This is a genomic window from Saccharopolyspora elongata (assembly GCF_004348985.1).
In the GTDB taxonomy this organism is placed as follows: Bacteria; Actinomycetota; Actinomycetes; order Mycobacteriales; family Pseudonocardiaceae; genus Saccharopolyspora; species Saccharopolyspora elongata.
In genome coordinates this window covers 225,464-241,272 of record NZ_SMKW01000002.1, presented here as the reverse complement: position 1 = coordinate 241,272, position 15,809 = coordinate 225,464, and the positions used below count along the sequence as shown (strand labels likewise).

15 protein-coding genes and 1 riboswitch are annotated in these 15,809 nt (G+C 72.0%); of the genes, 11 read left to right on the top strand and 4 right to left on the bottom strand.

Going from position 1 to position 15,809, the window contains the following annotated elements:
* Positions 1-157 precede the first annotated feature (157 nt).
* Genes E1288_RS02810 through E1288_RS02800 form a run of 3 tightly spaced genes read left to right on the top strand, consistent with a single transcriptional unit; the run spans position 158 to position 4,148 of the window.
* Positions 158-1,117 (top strand): ABC transporter permease, encoded by a 960-nt coding sequence (locus tag E1288_RS02810; RefSeq protein WP_132480173.1) that lies wholly within the window; start codon positions 158-160, stop codon positions 1,115-1,117.
* Positions 1,117-3,087 (top strand): dipeptide/oligopeptide/nickel ABC transporter permease/ATP-binding protein, encoded by a 1,971-nt coding sequence (locus E1288_RS02805; protein ID WP_132480170.1) that lies wholly within the window; start codon positions 1,117-1,119, stop codon positions 3,085-3,087. The genes E1288_RS02810 and E1288_RS02805 overlap by 1 nt, the downstream gene beginning before the upstream one ends.
* The gene (locus E1288_RS02800; protein ID WP_132480167.1) at positions 3,084-4,148 is read left to right on the top strand and encodes an oligopeptide/dipeptide ABC transporter ATP-binding protein; all 1,065 of its coding nucleotides are present in this window, start codon (positions 3,084-3,086) and stop codon (positions 4,146-4,148) included. Before E1288_RS02805 ends, E1288_RS02800 begins: the two co-directional genes overlap by 4 nt.
* A gap of 272 nt (positions 4,149-4,420) precedes the next feature.
* Here the strand turns inward: E1288_RS02800 and E1288_RS02795 are convergent, their stop codons facing one another.
* Positions 4,421-5,572, bottom strand: a complete 1,152-nt coding sequence (locus E1288_RS02795; protein WP_132480164.1) for a serine hydrolase domain-containing protein — start codon at positions 5,570-5,572, stop codon at positions 4,421-4,423.
* A 125-nt stretch (positions 5,573-5,697) separates the two neighbouring features.
* The gene (metE, locus tag E1288_RS02790; protein ID WP_132480161.1) at positions 5,698-7,974 is read right to left on the bottom strand and encodes a 5-methyltetrahydropteroyltriglutamate--homocysteine S-methyltransferase; all 2,277 of its coding nucleotides are present in this window, start codon (positions 7,972-7,974) and stop codon (positions 5,698-5,700) included.
* Between the two features lie 132 nt (positions 7,975-8,106).
* A riboswitch (cobalamin riboswitch) is annotated at positions 8,107-8,345 on the bottom strand.
* 247 nt (positions 8,346-8,592) lie between these two features.
* On the opposite strand from metE, the gene E1288_RS02785 reads away from it, so the two are divergent.
* The 6 genes from E1288_RS02785 to E1288_RS02760 all read left to right on the top strand — a co-directional run bounded on the left by E1288_RS02785 (position 8,593) and on the right by E1288_RS02760 (position 12,635).
* A complete protein-coding gene (locus tag E1288_RS02785; protein WP_132480158.1) occupies positions 8,593-9,087 on the top strand; it encodes an RNA polymerase sigma factor in 495 nt (164 codons plus the stop codon).
* A complete protein-coding gene (locus E1288_RS02780) occupies positions 9,087-9,704 on the top strand; it encodes a methylated-DNA--[protein]-cysteine S-methyltransferase (protein WP_132480155.1) in 618 nt (205 codons plus the stop codon). Before E1288_RS02785 ends, E1288_RS02780 begins: the two co-directional genes overlap by 1 nt.
* Positions 9,701-10,429 (top strand): 2OG-Fe(II) oxygenase, encoded by a 729-nt coding sequence (locus tag E1288_RS02775; protein ID WP_132480152.1) that lies wholly within the window; start codon positions 9,701-9,703, stop codon positions 10,427-10,429. Before E1288_RS02780 ends, E1288_RS02775 begins: the two co-directional genes overlap by 4 nt.
* A 20-nt stretch (positions 10,430-10,449) precedes the next feature.
* Positions 10,450-10,971 (top strand): type 1 periplasmic-binding domain-containing protein, encoded by a 522-nt coding sequence (locus E1288_RS02770; protein ID WP_132480149.1) that lies wholly within the window; start codon positions 10,450-10,452, stop codon positions 10,969-10,971.
* A 37-nt stretch (positions 10,972-11,008) separates the two neighbouring features.
* The gene (locus E1288_RS02765; RefSeq protein WP_132480146.1) at positions 11,009-11,659 is read left to right on the top strand and encodes a DNA-3-methyladenine glycosylase I; all 651 of its coding nucleotides are present in this window, start codon (positions 11,009-11,011) and stop codon (positions 11,657-11,659) included.
* 97 nt (positions 11,660-11,756) lie between these two features.
* Positions 11,757-12,635, top strand: coding sequence for a sigma-70 family RNA polymerase sigma factor (locus E1288_RS02760; RefSeq protein ID WP_132480143.1), 879 nt, complete (start codon positions 11,757-11,759; stop codon positions 12,633-12,635).
* Between the two features lie 18 nt (positions 12,636-12,653).
* On the opposite strand, the gene E1288_RS02755 is transcribed toward E1288_RS02760, so the two are convergent.
* Both E1288_RS02755 and E1288_RS02750 read right to left on the bottom strand, forming a co-directional pair.
* Entirely contained in the window at positions 12,654-13,349 is a 696-nt protein-coding gene (locus E1288_RS02755) for a hypothetical protein (protein ID WP_132480140.1), read from the bottom strand.
* Between the two features lie 117 nt (positions 13,350-13,466).
* The gene (locus E1288_RS02750) at positions 13,467-14,450 is read right to left on the bottom strand and encodes a threonine/serine dehydratase (protein WP_235883294.1); all 984 of its coding nucleotides are present in this window, start codon (positions 14,448-14,450) and stop codon (positions 13,467-13,469) included.
* A gap of 94 nt (positions 14,451-14,544) precedes the next feature.
* Here E1288_RS02750 and E1288_RS02745 point away from each other — a divergent pair, with 94 nt between their 5' ends.
* Both E1288_RS02745 and E1288_RS02740 read left to right on the top strand, forming a co-directional pair.
* On the top strand, positions 14,545-15,216 hold the full coding sequence (locus E1288_RS02745) for a class I SAM-dependent methyltransferase (RefSeq protein ID WP_132480137.1): 672 nt from the start codon (positions 14,545-14,547) through the stop codon (positions 15,214-15,216).
* A complete protein-coding gene (locus tag E1288_RS02740; protein ID WP_132480134.1) occupies positions 15,213-15,809 on the top strand; it encodes a TetR/AcrR family transcriptional regulator in 597 nt (198 codons plus the stop codon). The genes E1288_RS02745 and E1288_RS02740 overlap by 4 nt, the downstream gene beginning before the upstream one ends.

The window sequence follows — 15,809 nt, the reverse complement described above, 5'->3', positions numbered from 1 at the left end:
GCCGCCTCAGTCCGGGATCCCCGGCTTGTGTATGACCAATACGCGGCCCCGGGGCTGTCCTCCCGAGACGACGTCTGAGAACCCGCAGCGGTGCAAGTTGCATAGATGGGCTAAGCGGCTTCGCCGCTTCAGAGACGAGAACTGAGCGGAGTTCCACGTGGTCGTGATCGCGAGGATGCTGCTGCGGCGCATCCTCATCCTGATCCCGCTGCTGCTGGGCGTGATCCTGTTCGTCTTCATCATCATGCGCTTCTCCAACAACAAGCCGGAGTACGCGTACTTCCAGGGCGCCAACCCGACGCCCGAGCAGATCCACCGGTTCCAGCTGGAGAACGGCCTGCTCGACCCGCTGCCCGTGCGCTACCTGCGGTTCGTCGCCGACCTGGCGCAGGGCGACATGGGCACCAGCGTGCTGACCAAGGCACCGGTGCTGGAGCAGGTGGCCACCGCGCTGCCGCTGACGATGCAGCTGACCTTCCTGGGGCTGTTCATCGCGGTCGTGCTGGCGCTGGTGTTCGGCGTCGTCGCCGCGCTGTTCCGGGACCGCTGGCCCGACCAGCTGATCCGGATCGTCTCGCTGGTCGGCGTCGCGGCCCCGGCGTTCTGGATCGCGCTGCTGTCGATCCAGTGGCTCGCCGTCGACCGCGGCTGGTTCCCGACCGGCGGCTACATCAACCCGGGTGACTCGTTCACCGGCTGGCTGGTGTCCATGACGCTGCCGGCGATCTCGCTGTCGCTGCCGGTGGCCGCGCAGCTGACCCGGATCATCCGCACGGCCGTGGTGGAGGAGCTGGACAAGGACTACGTCCGCACCGCGATCGGCAACGGCCTGCCGCCGATCGTCGTGGTCGGCCGCAACGTCCTGCGCAACGCGCTGATCAACCCGTTGACCGTGCTCGGCCTGCGCGTCGGCTACCTGCTCGGCGGCGCGGTGGTCATCGAGACCATCTACTCGCTGCCCGGCATGGGCCAGCTGATGATCAACGCGGTGCTCAACGGCGATCCCGCCGTCGTGCAAGGCGCGGTGCTCACCATCGCGGTCGGCTTCGTCGTGGTGAACCTCGTCGTGGACGTGCTGTACCTGCTGGTCAACCCCCGACTCAGGAGCGCCGCGTGATGCGCACCGGACTTGCCGAACGACTCGCCCGGCCGGGCATCCGGTTCCGGCGGCTCAACACGATCTCCTGGATCGCCGTCGGCCTGCTCGTCGTCATCTGCCTGGCCGCGATCTTCGCGCCGATGCTGGCCCCGCATTCGCCGTACGCGCAGGAAGCCGCCGCGGGCGGCCCCAGCGCAACGCACTGGATGGGCCTGGACAGCGCGAACCGCGACATCTTCACGCGGGTGCTCTACGGGGCGCGCTGGTCGCTGCTGATCGGGCTGGGCGCCACCGGTTGCGCGCTGCTCGCGGGCGCGGTGGTCGGCGCGGTCGCCGCCACCTCCCGCTCCGCGATCGGCGAAACGATCATGCGGGTGCTCGACGTGATCATGGCGTTCCCGGGCATCGCGCTGGCCGCCGTGCTCGTGGCGGTCTTCGGTGGCAGCATCCCGGTGCTGGTGCTGGCGATCGCCTTCGTCAACGTCCCGCCGATCGCCCGCGTGGTGCGCGCCAACGTCCTCGCCCAGTACGGCGAGGACTACGTGGCGGCGGAACGCGTCATCGGCGCCCGCACCCCGCACATCCTCGTCCGGCACGTCGCGATCAACTGCGCGGCGCCCGTCCTGGTCTTCTGCACGGTGATGGTCGCCGACGCGATCGTCTTCGAGGCGTCGCTGTCGTTCATCGGCGCGGGCGTGCGCCCGCCCGACCCGTCGTGGGGCAGCGTCATCGCCGACGGCCGCAACATGGTCCTGACCGGCGGCTGGTGGGCGACGGTCTTCCCCGGCCTGGTGATCCTGCTGACGGTGCTCGCGCTCAACGTGCTCGCCGAAGGGGTTTCGGACGCCTGGGCGGCGCCGGCCACCCGGCAGGCCACCTCGGAACCCAGGCGGCGCACGCGGGCGGCCACCGGCGAGCGCACCGAGCTGCCCGGCCTCGCCGAGGCGGCGCAGCGGCTCGCGGAGCGGGCGCGCTCGCTGCCCGACGGCGAACCGATCCTGCAGGTCCGCAACCTCGCCATCGGCTTCGACGGCCGCCACGATGGCGTGGACATCGTCGACGGCATCTCCTTCGACGTCCGCCCCGGCGAAGTCCTCGGCCTGGTCGGGGAATCCGGCTGCGGCAAGACGATCATCGCGCTGACGGTGATGGGCCTGCAACCGAAGGAAGCCCGCATCGGCGGCGAAATCCTCTTCCGCCGCGAGGGCGGCGTCACCGACCTGCTCACCCTCCCCCGCCAGTCCCGGCGCCGCCTGCTCGGCCACGAGATGGCGATGGTCTACCAGGACGCGCTGTCGTCGCTGAACCCCGCCATGACCATCCGGTCCCAGCTCAAGCAGCTGGTCCGGCGCGGCGGCCGGCACACGCCCGCGGAGCTGCTGGAGATGGTCGGGCTCGATCCCGCGCGCACCCTCACCGCCTACCCGCACGAGCTCTCCGGCGGCCAGCGGCAGCGCGTGCTGATCGCGATGGCGCTCTCCCGCGACCCGAAGCTGATCGTGGCCGACGAGCCGACCACAGCGCTGGACGTCACCGTGCAGGCGCAGGTGATCCAGCTGCTGCTGCGGCTGCGCGCGGAACTCGGCTTCGCTCTGATCCTGGTCTCCCACGACCTGGCCCTGGTCTCCGACGTCACCGATCGCATCGTGGTGATGTACGGCGGGCAGATCGTGGAATCCGGGGTGACCTCGGCGCTGGTCGAGGCGCCCGCGCACCACTACGCCCGCGGGCTGTTCGGCGCGGTGCTGTCGCTGGAGTCCGGCGCCGAGCAGCTGACCCAGATCCCCGGCGTGGTGCCGTCCCCGTCCGAATTCGCGGCCGGCTGCCGGTTCGCCGACCGCTGCCCGATGGCCACCGCGATCTGCGAGGAGCGGGCACCGGTGCTCGGCGGGCAGGGCAGGTTCCACGCGGTGGCCTGCCACCACCCGGCGATCGACCTCACCGCCGACCGGGACCACGCCGCGGCGGCAGCACAGGAGCGGCCATGACCTCCCCAGAACCCGAAACCCTCGTCGAGCTCGCCGACGTCCACGTCGTCCACAAGGCGCGCTCCGGCGGGCTGTTCCGCCGCGACCGGGTGCACGCCGTCACCGGCGTCGACCTGGCGGTGGTGGCCGGCGAAACCGTCGGCATCGTCGGCGAATCCGGGTGCGGCAAGTCCACCCTGGCCAAGGTCGTGGTCGGCCTGCAGCGGCCGACCAGCGGCACGATCTCCTTCCGCGGCAAGGACATCTGGTCGCTGACCGCAGCCGGGCGCCGGGCCGCGATCGGCGCCGAGGTCGGCATGGTCTTCCAGGACCCGGCCACGGCGCTCAACCGGCGACTGCCGATCCGCCAGGTCCTGCGCGACCCGCTCGACGTGCACGGGCACGGCAGTCGCCAGGAACGCGAGACGCGGGTGCGCGAGCTGCTGGACCTCGTCGGCCTACCGGCGAGCGTGGCGAACCTGCTGCCGGGCCAGATCTCCGGCGGCCAGCGGCAACGCGTCGCCATCGCACGGGCCCTCGCGCTGCGCCCCCGGCTGCTCGTCGCCGACGAACCCACCAGCGCCCTCGACGTCTCGGTGCGCTCGCAGATCCTCAACCTGCTGCTCGAACTGAAGGAACAGCTGGGCCTGGCAATGGTGTTCGTCTCGCACGACATCCAGACCGTGCGGCGGATGAGCGACCGGGTGGTGACGATGTACCTCGGGCGGACCGTCGAGCAGATCCCGGCCGGCGCGGTCGCCGCCGCCCGCCACCCCTACACCCGGGCGCTGTTCTCGGCGACGCCCGGCCTGCTGTCGCCGATCGAGCCGATCCCGCTCACCGGCCCGGTGCCGTCGGCGACGAGGCCGCCGAGCGGCTGCCCGTTCCGCACCAGGTGCTGGCGCGCCGACGAGACCTGCGCGGCCGAGATGCCGGACCCGCAGCGCGACGCGACCGGCCACGCGTTCCGCTGCCACCACCCAGTTCCGGCCGGCACCACCGACCTCGAACTCGCCGCTGAAGCCCTGTCCGGATCCGGCACGGAAGATCGGGATCCGGCCCCCGGGCGGGATGCTGCGTGATCGAATGCGGTCGACGTGGAAGCGCCGACCGGACAGGGGTCATCCCCTGAGCGCGATCGCGGAAGAAGGTTGGACGCTGCACACCATGTCGACCGCGTTCATCACGACCTACACCCAGACTCCCTACGGGCGATCAACGCCGGGTTGAACGTGTGTCCGGATACGTGCTGGCCACCTACGTCTTCACTCGGTCGGACAACGCGGCGGCATAGCTCGGTGGGCCTGCCGCTCCGGTGGGCCGTGCGATCGGCACGGCCCACCGGGCTACCGGTTCACGCCGTCGCCGCCGCGTGCACGGCCTTGAGCAGGCGGTCGTTCTCCGGGGCAGCGCCGCCCGGGAAGGCGAAGCGGCGCCGGTTGTAGCCGTAGGCGAGGCCGCTGCGCGGGTCGGCGATGGCCTGCGAACCCGCCGCTCCGCTGTGCCCGAACGCGCCCTGGCCGAGGAACGGGTAGACGTCGACCGATGCAGAGAAGCCGAGCCCGAAAGCCTTGTGCTGGCGGGAAACGAGATCGTAGCCGATCGAGTGGATCTGCGCGAAGGCCGCGGCCGTGTCCGGCTTCAGCAGCGGTGCCTTCCCGCCGATGCCGGTGGTCGCGGCCGCGTACATCCCTGCAAGCCCGCGCGCGGAAGCGACGCCGCCGGCCGACGCCTGCCCCTTGGCCCGCACCACCGGGTGGTTCGGGAAGTCCCACAGTTCCACCACGTCCGGGTGGCTGCGGTTCATCGCGATGCCGTTCAGGCTCTCCGGGCCGGTCGCGCCCGCCTCCAAGGCGGCCTGCTGCTCCGCGGTGGGCGCCATCGGCAGGGTGGTCAGGAAGCGCGGCTCCTGCTCTTCCGGCAGCCCCAGGTAGAAATCCAGGTCGTGCGGGGCGCGGACGCGCGCCTCGAAGTGCTCCTGCAGAGTTTCGCCGGTGGCCCGGCGGACCACCTCGCCGACCAGCGCCCCGATGACCAGCGCGTGGTACCCGAACGCGGTGCCCGGGCGCCAGTACGGCCGCTGCGCGGCGAGCCGCTCCGCGATGACCCGGTCGTCGGCGACCTCCTCCAGCGACAGCCCCGCGTCCGCGCCCACGATCCCCACGCGGTGCGACAGCAGGTCGCGCAGGACGACGTCCTGCTTGCCCTCGGCGCCGAACTCCGGCCAGTAGTGGCTCACCTGCTGGTCCAGGTCGAGCACACCGTCCTGCACCAGCAGCGCCGCGACCAGGTACGCCGCGCCCTTCGTGGAGGAGAACACGCCGGTCAGCGATTCCCCGGTGATCTCGGGGCCGACCCACAGGTCGACGACCCGCTCACCCGCGAGGTGGGCCACCAGCTGGGCCGCGTAGTCACCGCCCTCGGCCGCCGCCACGGCGGCGAACTCCTCGCGCACGGATTCGAATCCAGCGGCAACGGTGCCCTGCGGCATGCTCTCCTGCGACATCGGTGCTCCATTCGCTCGATCTGGTCCTGATCGGATCAAGTCGCCGCATCGCGGGGAAAATTCCCGGCAGATCGGCCCGTTTCGCGGGCGGCGCCACCGGTGCGGCGCCGCCCGCAGGCCCGGCGTCAGCGCAGTTCGGCCGCCGCCGCGACGAGGTTCTGCAACGCCGCCTCGACCTCGGCGTAGCCGCGGGTCTTCAGCCCGCAGTCCGGGTTGACCCACAACCGTTCCGCCGGCACGGCCGCCAGCGCGGCCCGCAGCAGGTCGACGACCTCGGCGGTGTCCGGCACGCGAGGCGAGTGGATGTCGTACACGCCGGGCCCGACGCCGTGGCCGAAGCCGACCGCGTTGAGGTCGTCGAGCACCTCCATGCGCGAGCGGGCGGCCTCGATGCTGGTGACGTCGGCGCCCAGCGCGACGATCGCGTTGATCACGTCGCCGAACTCCGAGTAGCACAGGTGGGTGTGGATCTGCGTCGAATCGGCGACGCCGCAGGTGGCGAGCCGGAATGACGTCACCGCCCAGTCCAGGTAATCCCCGTGCTCCGCCCGGCGCAGCGGGAGCAGCTCGCGCAACGCGGGCTCGTCGACCTGGATGACCCGGATGCCGGCCGCCTCCAGGTCGGCGACCTCGTCCCGGATGGCCAGCGCGACCTGCTTCGCGGTGTCGGCCGGCGGCTGGTCGTCGCGGACGAACGACCACGCCAGGATCGTCACCGGGCCGGTGAGCATGCCCTTGACCGGCTTCTCGGTCAGCCGCTGCGCGTAGCTCGCCCACTCGACGGTGATCGGCGCCGGGCGGGAGACGTCGCCGTAGAGGATCGGCGGGCGCACGCACCGCGACCCGTAGGACTGCACCCATGCGTTGTCGGTGCTGGCGAAGCCGTCCAGGTGCTCGGCGAAGTACTGCACCATGTCGTTGCGCTCCGGCTCGCCGTGCACCAGGACGTCGAGCCCGAGCCCTTCCTGCAGGCGGATCACGCGCTCGATCTCGTCCTGCATCCGCCGCCGGTACGTCGCCTGGTCGATGCGGCCGGCGCGCACCGCGGCGCGCGCCTTGCGGACGTCCGTGGTCTGCGGGAACGATCCGATCGTCGTGGTCGGCAACGGCGGCAGGTTCAACGCCTTCTGCTGAGCCGCGCGCCGCGTGTCGTACTCGCCGCGCTGCGTGTATTCCGGCCGCAGCGCCTGCAACCGAGCGCGCACGCGATTGTTCCGGACCCGGTCCGCGCCGGCGCGGTCGGCGATCGCGGCGCGCGCCTCGGCGAGCTCGTCGGCCACCGCGTCGCGGCCCTCGCGCAACGCGCGGCCCAGCACGACCACCTCGCGGACCTTCTGCGCGGCGAACGCCAGCCAGGACTTCACCTGCGGGTCGATGCCGGTCTCGGCATCGACGTCGTAGGGCACGTGCAGCAGGGAGCACGACGTGCTCACGGCGACCTCGTTCGCCGAGCCGAGCAGCGTGGCGGCGGTCGCGAGCGCCCTGTCGAGATCGGTGCGCCAGACGTTGCGCCCGTCGACGAGCCCGGCTACCAGGGTTTTGCCGCTCAGCCCGCGAACCGACGACAGGACATCCACTGTGAACTTTCCGGCGACGAGGTCGGCGCCGATCGCTTCGACCGGGCTGGCCGCCAGCACCTCCAGCGCCTCGCCGAGATCGCCGAAGTATCCCGCGACCAGCAGTTTCGGCCGCTCCGCCAGATCGCCGAGCCGCTGGTAGGCGGCGCGCAGGGCGGCGAGTTCGGCCGACGAGCGGTCGGCGGCGAAGGCGGGCTCGTCCAGCTGCACCCACTCAACGCCGGCGCGGTGCAGCTCGCCGAGCAGCTCCGCGTAGGCGTCCACCAGCGCGTCCAGCCGGTCCAGCGGCCGGAACGACTCCGGCGTGCCGTCCGCGGACTTGGCCAGCAGCAGGAACGTGAGAGGGCCGACCAGCACCGGGCGGGTGGTCACGCCCAGTTCGGCGGCCTCCCGGTACTGCTCCACGGGAGTCCGGTCGGCCAGCGAGAACTGCGTGTCCGGGCCGATCTCGGGCACCAGGTAGTGGTAGTTCGTGTCGAACCACTTCGTCATCTCCAGCGGCGGCTCGGACGCCACGCCGCGCGCCATCGCGAAGTAGGTGTCCAGCGGGCCCAGCCCGAGCTTCGCGAAGCGCGGCGGGATCGCGCCGAAGGTGACCGCGGTGTCCAGCACCTGATCGTAGTACGAGAACGTGTTGCCCGGCACCGAATCCAGGCCCGCGTCCCACAGCGAGCGCCAGGTCTGGACGCGGAGTTCGCGCGCCACCGCGCGCAGCTCCGCCTCGCCGATGCGAGACGACCAGTAGCGCTCCAGCGCGCGCTTGAGTTCCCGGTCGGGGCCGATCCGGGGGTATCCGAGTACGGTAGATCCGATCTTGCTGGTCAACGCCCTCTCCTCGCGAGCTCGACGGCAGATGCCCCGAGGTCCGGGAAGGCGCAGGCGGACCGGCGCGCACCGCGCGGCGCGAGCCGGTCGTCCGCCGGGTCCTCCCGCGAGACCCCGGACCGCGCGCACCGTCCGGTGCGCGCGCCGGTGGCAGGTCTTCGGACTCGCGGGCGCGTCCCGGCCGGAGCCGGGGTTCCTAGTGGCCGTCGCTTCCCAGGCACGCGTGCCCAGTGCTGTGCCCGGTCTGGGACCGGGGACGGCGTTCGTTCCCACTCACCGCTGCGGGGCAGTCCCGGATTCGCACCGGGTTCCCTCTTGCCTCGTCCACCCCGTTTCAAGGGGGCGGACGAACCACCAGCACAACGGAGGCTACCGATCGGGGGGCCGTTGGCAAGGGCCGGTGACGCGCCCGGCCCTTGCCGGGCGGTCCCCTCGGGACCGTCCCCGGACTGAACATGATCTTCCGGCCCGTCGCCGCACCTCCGGTGAGACGCTCGTCACGCGGCACCGCAGCCGGCGGCCCACTCCCGGAACGCGGGACGGCCACGTCCGGGTGACGATCGTGGAAACGGGCCGATCCGCATCTCACGTTTCCGCGGCGCGGGGCGTCTACGGGGAGTGAAAGTGAGACCGTTCGAGCAGATCGTTGACGAGTACGGCCCGATGGTGCTGCGAGTGTGCCGGGCCGTGCTCGGGCCGGCCGACGCCGAGGACGCGTGGTCCGAGACGTTCCTGTCCGCACTGCGCGTCTACCCGGAGCTGGCCGAGGACACCAACGTGGAGGCGTGGCTGGTCACGATCGCCCACCGCAAGGCGGTCGACGTCACCAGGGCGACGGCCCGCCGTCCGGTGGTGGTCGAGCGCCTGCCCGAGCGGCCCAGCACGACCGGCCGACCGGAGGACTGGGACGGCGACCTGTGGGCCGCGCTGAGCGCGCTGCCGGCCAAGCAGCGCATGGCGGTGGCCTACCACTACCTGGCCGGCCTGCCCTACGCCGAGATCGCCGCGATCCTCGGCGGCAGCACCGATGCCGCCCGGCGGGCCGCCGCGGACGGCATCAAGACCCTGCGCACGACCTATAAGCCCACCACGAGAGTGGGGAGGAAAGCGTGATGATGACGATCCACGAACCCGACGACAGACACCTGTTCGACGCGCTCCCGGCGATCGACTTCAACACGAGCGAGCGGCTGCACATCGACCTGGTGAGCGCGGCCCAGCGGGAAGGGCTGCTCGACGTCGCGTACCGCACCGTCGGCACCCCGGTCGGCGAGCTGCTGCTGGCGGCCACCGAACGCGGCCTGGTGCGGGTCGCCTTCGACCGCCAGGGGCACAGCTCGGTCCTGGAGTCGCTGGCCGAGCTGATCAGCCCGCGCATCCTGCGGGCGCCGGCCCGGCTCGACGAGGCGGCCCGGCAGATCGACGAGTACTTCGCCGGGCGGCGGCGGACCTTCGACCTGCCGCTGGACTGGCGGCTCTCGCGCGGGTTCCGGCTCAACGTGCTGGAGCACCTGCCCGACATCGCCTACGGCCGCACCGCCAGCTACGCCGAGGTCGCCGCCGCGGCGGGCAGCCCGCGGGCGGTTCGCGCGGTGGGCACCGCGTGCGCGACCAACCCGCTGCCGGTGGTGGTGCCGTGCCACCGGGTCGTGCGCTCGGACGGCACCTCGGGCGGGTACGTCGGCGGCGCGGAAGCCAAGGAAACCCTGCTGAGCCTGGAGGCGGCATGACCACGTCGAAGACGGACCGGTACGCGAAGCGGGTCGCGGCGGCGGACTGGACGGGGGTCGCCGCCGAGGTCAACGACTACGGTTGCGCGCTGCTGCCGCAGTTGCTGACCGTCGCCGAGTGCGAGCGGATCGCGGCCCTGTGGGACGAGCCGGAGCACTTCCGGGCCACGATCAACCTGCGCCGCCATCGCTTCGGGGACAACGGCGACTACCACTACTTCGCCGCGCCTTTCCCGGAACCGGTGGAGAAGCTGCGGCAGGCCCTCTACCCACGGCTGCTGCCGATCGCCCGGGACTGGGCCGAGAAGCTCGGCCGGGAAGCGGAATGGCCGGACACCCTCGACGAGTGGCTGGACATCTGCCACCGGGCCGGGCAGGCCCGTCCCACGCCGATCCTGCTGCGCTACGAGCCGGGCGGCTGGAACGCGCTGCACCGGGACCTGTACGGCGACAAGGTGTTCCCGCTGCAGGTGGTGATCAACCTCAACGATCCGGGGACCGATCACACCGGAGGCGAGTTCCTGCTGGTGGAGCAGCGCCCGCGCGCCCAATCCCGGGGCACCGCGACGCTGATCCCGCAGGGGCACGGCCTGGTGTTCACCACGCGCGACCGGCCGGTGCGCTCGGCACGCGGCTGGTCCGCTTCCCCGGTGCGGCACGGGGTTTCGCCGGTGCGTTCCGGGCGACGCCACACGCTGGGGCTCGTCTTCCACGACGCGGCATGACGTACCCGAGGACTGCTTCGATGGCGCGACGAACACCCTCCCCGCTGGTTCGCGGAACCGGCACGGCGGCCCGGATTCCCCCGCCGCACGGCGAAATCGAGCTGGCGACGGTGGTGGCCCTCCTCGCCGGACTGCGGCCGCGGGCGACCTCGATCGTCATCGGCTGCTCGCGCGACGCCCCGTCCCGGGCGACCGCCGATGCCGTCGAGCGGGCGTGGAGCGAGCGGGGCGGGCACGTGCTCGACGTCGTCGACTGGCCGGAGCGCGCCGCGTCGTGGCTGCGGCAGGCGCGGCGCTTCACCGAGCCTGGCCCGGACGCGTGGGTGGTGACCGGGCAGGTCACCGGCTGGGTACAGATGGGCCGCAGGCTTCTGCACTCCACTGGCTGGGACCCGGCCCGTACGATCGGCACCGCAGCACTCGCCAGCGACGACCTGATCGCCATGGGCGGCGTGGGAACCTTCGACGGGCTGCGCGGCGCGGCCCGCGACGGCGGCACCTGGGAAGTGGTCCGCACCATCCTCGTGCACCGCCCCGCATGACGACCGAGAACGCCGAGAAACCGAGGAGAACGAGACAGTGAGTCCCGCAGCGGCAGACACCACGACGAGCGACGCCGGGGTCGTGATCGGCGAGGACGGGTTGGCGCGGCCGCCGTGGGCCGCCCGCGATCCCCTGCTGCGCGAGTACTACGACACCGAGTGGGGCATGCCCGTGCACGGCGAGCAGGCCCTGTTCGAGCGGATCAGCCTGGAGGGATTCCAGGCGGGGCTCTCCTGGGCGACGATCCTGCGCAAGCGCCCGGCCTTCCGCGAGGCGTTCGACGACTTCGACCCGGACGCCATCGCGGCCTACACCGAAGAGGACGAGGCACGGCTGCTCGGCAACGCGGGGATCGTGCGCAACAAGGCCAAGATCCGCGCGGCCATCACCAACGCCCGCGCGACCATCGAACTCCGCGCCGAGGACGGACTGGAAGCATTCGTCTGGTCGTTCAAGCCGGAGACCACGCCGCGCCCGCGGACGATGGCCGAGATCCCCACGACGTCGCCGGAATCCGTGGCGCTGTCGAAGGCGTTGCGCCGCAAGGGTTTCGCTTTCGTCGGCCCAACGACGATGTTCGCGCTGATGGAAGCGATCGGCATCGTCGACACGCATCTCGTCGACAGCCATCGCCGCGGCACCTCCGGCATCTGGCCGCACCCGGACGGTGATGCCGCGGCGAGCTGACAGGTCCTCCGGGAGTGCGCCGGCGGCCGAGGTGTGTCACATCGGCCGCGTCCGGCGGGTCACTCCTACAACACGACGTGACGGAGGAATGCGGCCGATGGACGAGAAGGACTTTCTGGCGGATCGCTTCGAGGCCCACCGCGGGCACCTGCGGGCGGTGGCCTACCGGATGCTGGGCTCGCTGAGCGAGGCCGACGATGCGGTCCAGGAGGCCTGGCTACGGCTCAGCCGCTCCGACTCCGCGGAGATCGAGAACCTCGGAGGCTGGCTGACGACGGTCGTCGGCCGGGTGTGCCTGAACATGCTCCGCGCGCGGACGGCGCGCCGCGAGGAGCCGCTGGACGTGCACGTGCCCGATCCGATCATCAGCGGCCCGGACGCCATCACCCCGGAGCACGAGGCGCTGCTGGCCGACTCCGTCGGTCTCGCGCTGCTGGTGGTCCTCGAGACGCTCACGCCCGCTGAACGGCTCGCCTTCGTGCTCCACGACCTGTTCGCGGTGGCGTTCGACGAGATCGCGCCCATCGTCGGGCGCACCTCCACGGCGACCCGCAAGCTCGCCAGCCGGGCCCGCGGCCGGGTGCAGGGTGCGGCCCCGGTCCCCGATGCGGATCTGGCCCAGCAGCGCGAAGTCGTCGACGCCTTCCTCGCGGCCGCGCGCGCCGGGGACTTCGATGCGCTGCTCGCGGTCCTCGACCCGGATGTCGTGGTGCGCACCGACGGGGGCTCGCTGCGCCCGAGCGTCATGCGGCGCGGCGCGAAGGAAGTGGCGGGAGGCGCGGTCGTCTTCGCGCAGCTCGCCGAGGCGACCCGGCCCGCGCTCGTCAACGGCGCGCCCGGGGCGGTGGCGATCTCCGACGGCCGGCCGATCTCGCTCGCGGCGTTCACGGTCGCCCGCGGCAAGGTCGTGGAGCTCAACATCCTCGCCGACCCGGATCGTCTCCGCCGCCTCGACCTCGCGTTCCTCGAGGACTGACCGGAACGGGCCCCGGGGTCAGTGCGCGAACGCCGTGCCGGCGGCCGGGGCCCGGTCGACCTCCGGCCGGTACACCATCAGCACCGACGCCGCGCCGATCCACAGCGCGAACACGATCCCGGTCACCAGGCCGGCGACCGAGACGAAAACGCTGGGCATGTAGAAGGAGGTGACGCCGGCGATCAGCCCGATCAGGCCCACGCCGAAGCCGAACCAGCCCAGCCACGGCGCCAGCAGCTCACCGCGAACCACGGCCGCCCCGGCGGCGGCTGCGAACAGGGCGACCAGCAGGCCGAGCCCGCCGAGCGACAGCCGGTGCAGTTCGGCGAGCACGAACACCATCGCCTGGCTCGCGGTCTCCACGTTGCGGCTCAGCGAAACCAGCGCGGTGGCCGGCAGCATGCTCAGCATCGTCATCGTCGCGAGGCTGACTCCGGCGCCGAACACCACAGGCGAGAACGCCTCCGCGCCACCTTCAGCGCGCTGCAACAGGTGACGCAGGTGCCCCACGAACCACAGGAAGATCACCGCGGCCACCGTTGAAAGCAAGGCGGCCAGCAGCACGGTCGGGCGGTTCTCGGTCACGTAGAAGTAGGTGCGCACCGGCTCGTCGCTGGGCGGCGACAAGGGGTTGAGCAGCAGGCTGACCAGCAACAACACGGCGGCGACCAGGCCGCTGGCCGCGCCCGCCCGCTCCCATGAGCGCTCGTTCATCACAGCCCCCTCTGCAGTTGCGGCACCGGAAGCACCGGTCGACACGCCCCGGGTACCCAGAGTCGGGCCGGATCGAGCAGCCGCGATCCGCTCCATTGTGGACGCGGCCGCCGGGGGTCAGCCGAGGCCGAAGCGGCGCGCCCAGGCGGCGACGTCGGCGGTCGTGGCGTTCCCGCCGCACAGCACCAGGCCGAGCTTGGCGCCGGGGCCGACCCGGTCGAGCACCTGGCGCGCGGCCGGGAGGAGGCATCCCGCGGCGGGCTCGGCCCAGACCTTCGCGTGGTCGGCCAGGTCCAGGACTCCCCGCACCGCCTCGGCGTCGGGCACCACGAGGACTTCGGTGACCAATGTGGACACGTGATCGTAGGTCAGCTGGGAGACCGCGGGGGCGCTGAGCGTGGACACGATCGAAGACAGCTCGACGGGCACCGGTCCGCCCGCCGCCAGCGCCTCGGACATGGCCTGCGCTCCCCCGGTCTCCACCCCCCAGATCCGCACATCGGGGCGTCGCGCGCGCAGCGCCGCGGCGACGCCGGCGATCAGCCCGCCGCCACCGATGCTGACCAGGACGTCGGTGAGCTCGTCGGCGTCGTCGGCGAACTCCAGGCCGACCGTGCCCTGACCTGCGATGACGACGGGGTCGTCGAACGGGTGGACCAGGGTGAGCCCGCTCGCCCGCAGCTCGGCGGTCAGCGCGAACGCGCCGGCCATGTCGTCGGTGACGCGAACGACGGCCCCGGCCGCCTCCGCGATCTCGACGGCACGAGCGGGCGCCGAGCTCGGCATGACGACGGTCGCCTTGACGTCCAGCGCCCCGGCCATGACGGCGAGGGCGATCCCGTGGTTCCCGCCGCTCACCGCGACGACACCGGCGGCCCGCTCCGCCTCGCTCAGCGACAGCAGCTTCGCCGTCGCCCCGCGCACCTTGAAGGAGCCGGTGCGCTGCAACAGCTCCAGCTTCGCGGTGACCGGTGCCCCGAGCAGCTCGGTGAGCCCCGGGCTGGGCACCGTCGGCGTTCGCACGACGTGCCCGGCGATGCTGTCGGCCGCGGCCTCGATGTCTTCGATGCTGATCAAGCCGCTCGGCTTCGTAGCAGTCACATCTGCACGTTAACCGACGTCCGGCAGGCACCGGCTCGGGCGGTGCGGGAAAATCGCTCGTTCCCCGGACCGTTGGTGATTTACGGTCGCACGCATGGAATCCGACCCCAGGCGCGTGGTGGAGAAGGGGTACGACCGCATCGCGCACCGCTACGCGGAGTGGATCGAGGAGATCCACGGCGATCCGAGGCTGCGCTTCCTCACCGAACTGACGAACCGGCTGCCCGCGGCGGCCTCCGCTGTGGACCTCGGCTGCGGTTCGGGCAAGCCGTGCACGGCCATTCTCGCCGAGCACCACGACGTCCTCGGTGTCGACATCTCGGTAGCGCAAATCGAGCTGGCGCGGCAGAACGTCCCGCGTGCACGGTTCATGCGCGAGGACGTCACGCGACTCCGGCTCGATCCCGGCAGCGTGGACGCGGTCACCGCCTTCTACTCCATCACGCACCTGCCCCGCGATGAGCACGCCGCGCTCTTCGCCCGCATCGCGCGGTGGCTTCGGCCGGGAGGCCACTTCCTCGCGACGCTGGGCTGCGGCGAGACGGACGGCACCGTCGACGACTGGCTCGGCGTGCCGATGTTCTTCAGCAGCTTCGACGCGCAGCGGAACCGCGAGCTGCTCGAAGAGGCCGGTTTCGCCCTGCTGATCGACGAGATCGTCACCATGCGGGAGCCCGAAGGCCCGGCCACCTTCCAGTGGGCGCTGGCCCGGGCGGAACCGGAGTCCGAAAATGACTATCACACATGTGATAGTTTCATCTCGTGACAGCCCGTGATGCCGCGACCGCGGCCGCCAAGAACCGCATCGTCGACGCCGTTTTCCGGCTCGTCGCGCACGGCGGGGTCGGCGCGGCCTCGCTGCGGAAGGTCGCCGACGAGTCGGGCATCAACATCGGTTCCGTGCGGCACCACTTCGGCAGCCACGAGGGGCTGATGGTCGCCGCGGCCGAAGAGGTGGGCGCCCGCATGGCGCGGAGGCTCGAACGCGCGATGCCGGCGACGGATTCCCCGCTCGACGTGCCGGGCCGCCGCGCGCTGATCGAGGCCGTGTGCCACGCCGTGCTGCCCGTCGCGGACGACGACCGGGCCGAGCTGATCGTGCTGGCCGAGCTGATCACCGCCGCGCGGCTGCGGCCGGAGTTCCGGCCGCTGGCGACCCGGATGGGCACCGATCTTCGGGCCGTCTTCCGGGAAGCGCTGCAGGCGGCGGGCGTCCGCGAGGCCGAGCTGGAGGCGGAGCGCCTGACCGCGGTCGTCGGGGGCTTGACCTTCGAGCTGGTCTACCCGCACGGGTCGGCCGATGCCTCGCTCGTCGCCGAGGTGCTGCGCCGCCACGTCGCGGACCTGATCCCGGCATAA

Bases quoted from the DNA above. Each gene is read 5' to 3' on its own strand.
- E1288_RS02755 (WP_132480140.1), bottom strand. From the start codon at position 13,349: ATGAACGAGCGCTCATGGGAGCGGGCGGGCGCGGCCAGCGGCCTGGTC.
- E1288_RS02805 (WP_132480170.1), top strand. From the start codon at position 1,117: ATGCGCACCGGACTTGCCGAACGACTCGCCCGGCCGGGCATCCGGTTC.
- E1288_RS02745 (WP_132480137.1), top strand. From the start codon at position 14,545: ATGGAATCCGACCCCAGGCGCGTGGTGGAGAAGGGGTACGACCGCATC.
- E1288_RS02780 (WP_132480155.1), top strand. From the start codon at position 9,087: ATGATGACGATCCACGAACCCGACGACAGACACCTGTTCGACGCGCTC.
- E1288_RS02760 (WP_132480143.1), top strand. From the start codon at position 11,757: ATGGACGAGAAGGACTTTCTGGCGGATCGCTTCGAGGCCCACCGCGGG.
- E1288_RS02775 (WP_132480152.1), top strand. From the start codon at position 9,701: ATGACCACGTCGAAGACGGACCGGTACGCGAAGCGGGTCGCGGCGGCG.
- E1288_RS02800 (WP_132480167.1), top strand. From the start codon at position 3,084: ATGACCTCCCCAGAACCCGAAACCCTCGTCGAGCTCGCCGACGTCCAC.
- E1288_RS02795 (WP_132480164.1), bottom strand. From the start codon at position 5,572: ATGTCGCAGGAGAGCATGCCGCAGGGCACCGTTGCCGCTGGATTCGAA.
- E1288_RS02770 (WP_132480149.1), top strand. From the start codon at position 10,450: ATGGCGCGACGAACACCCTCCCCGCTGGTTCGCGGAACCGGCACGGCG.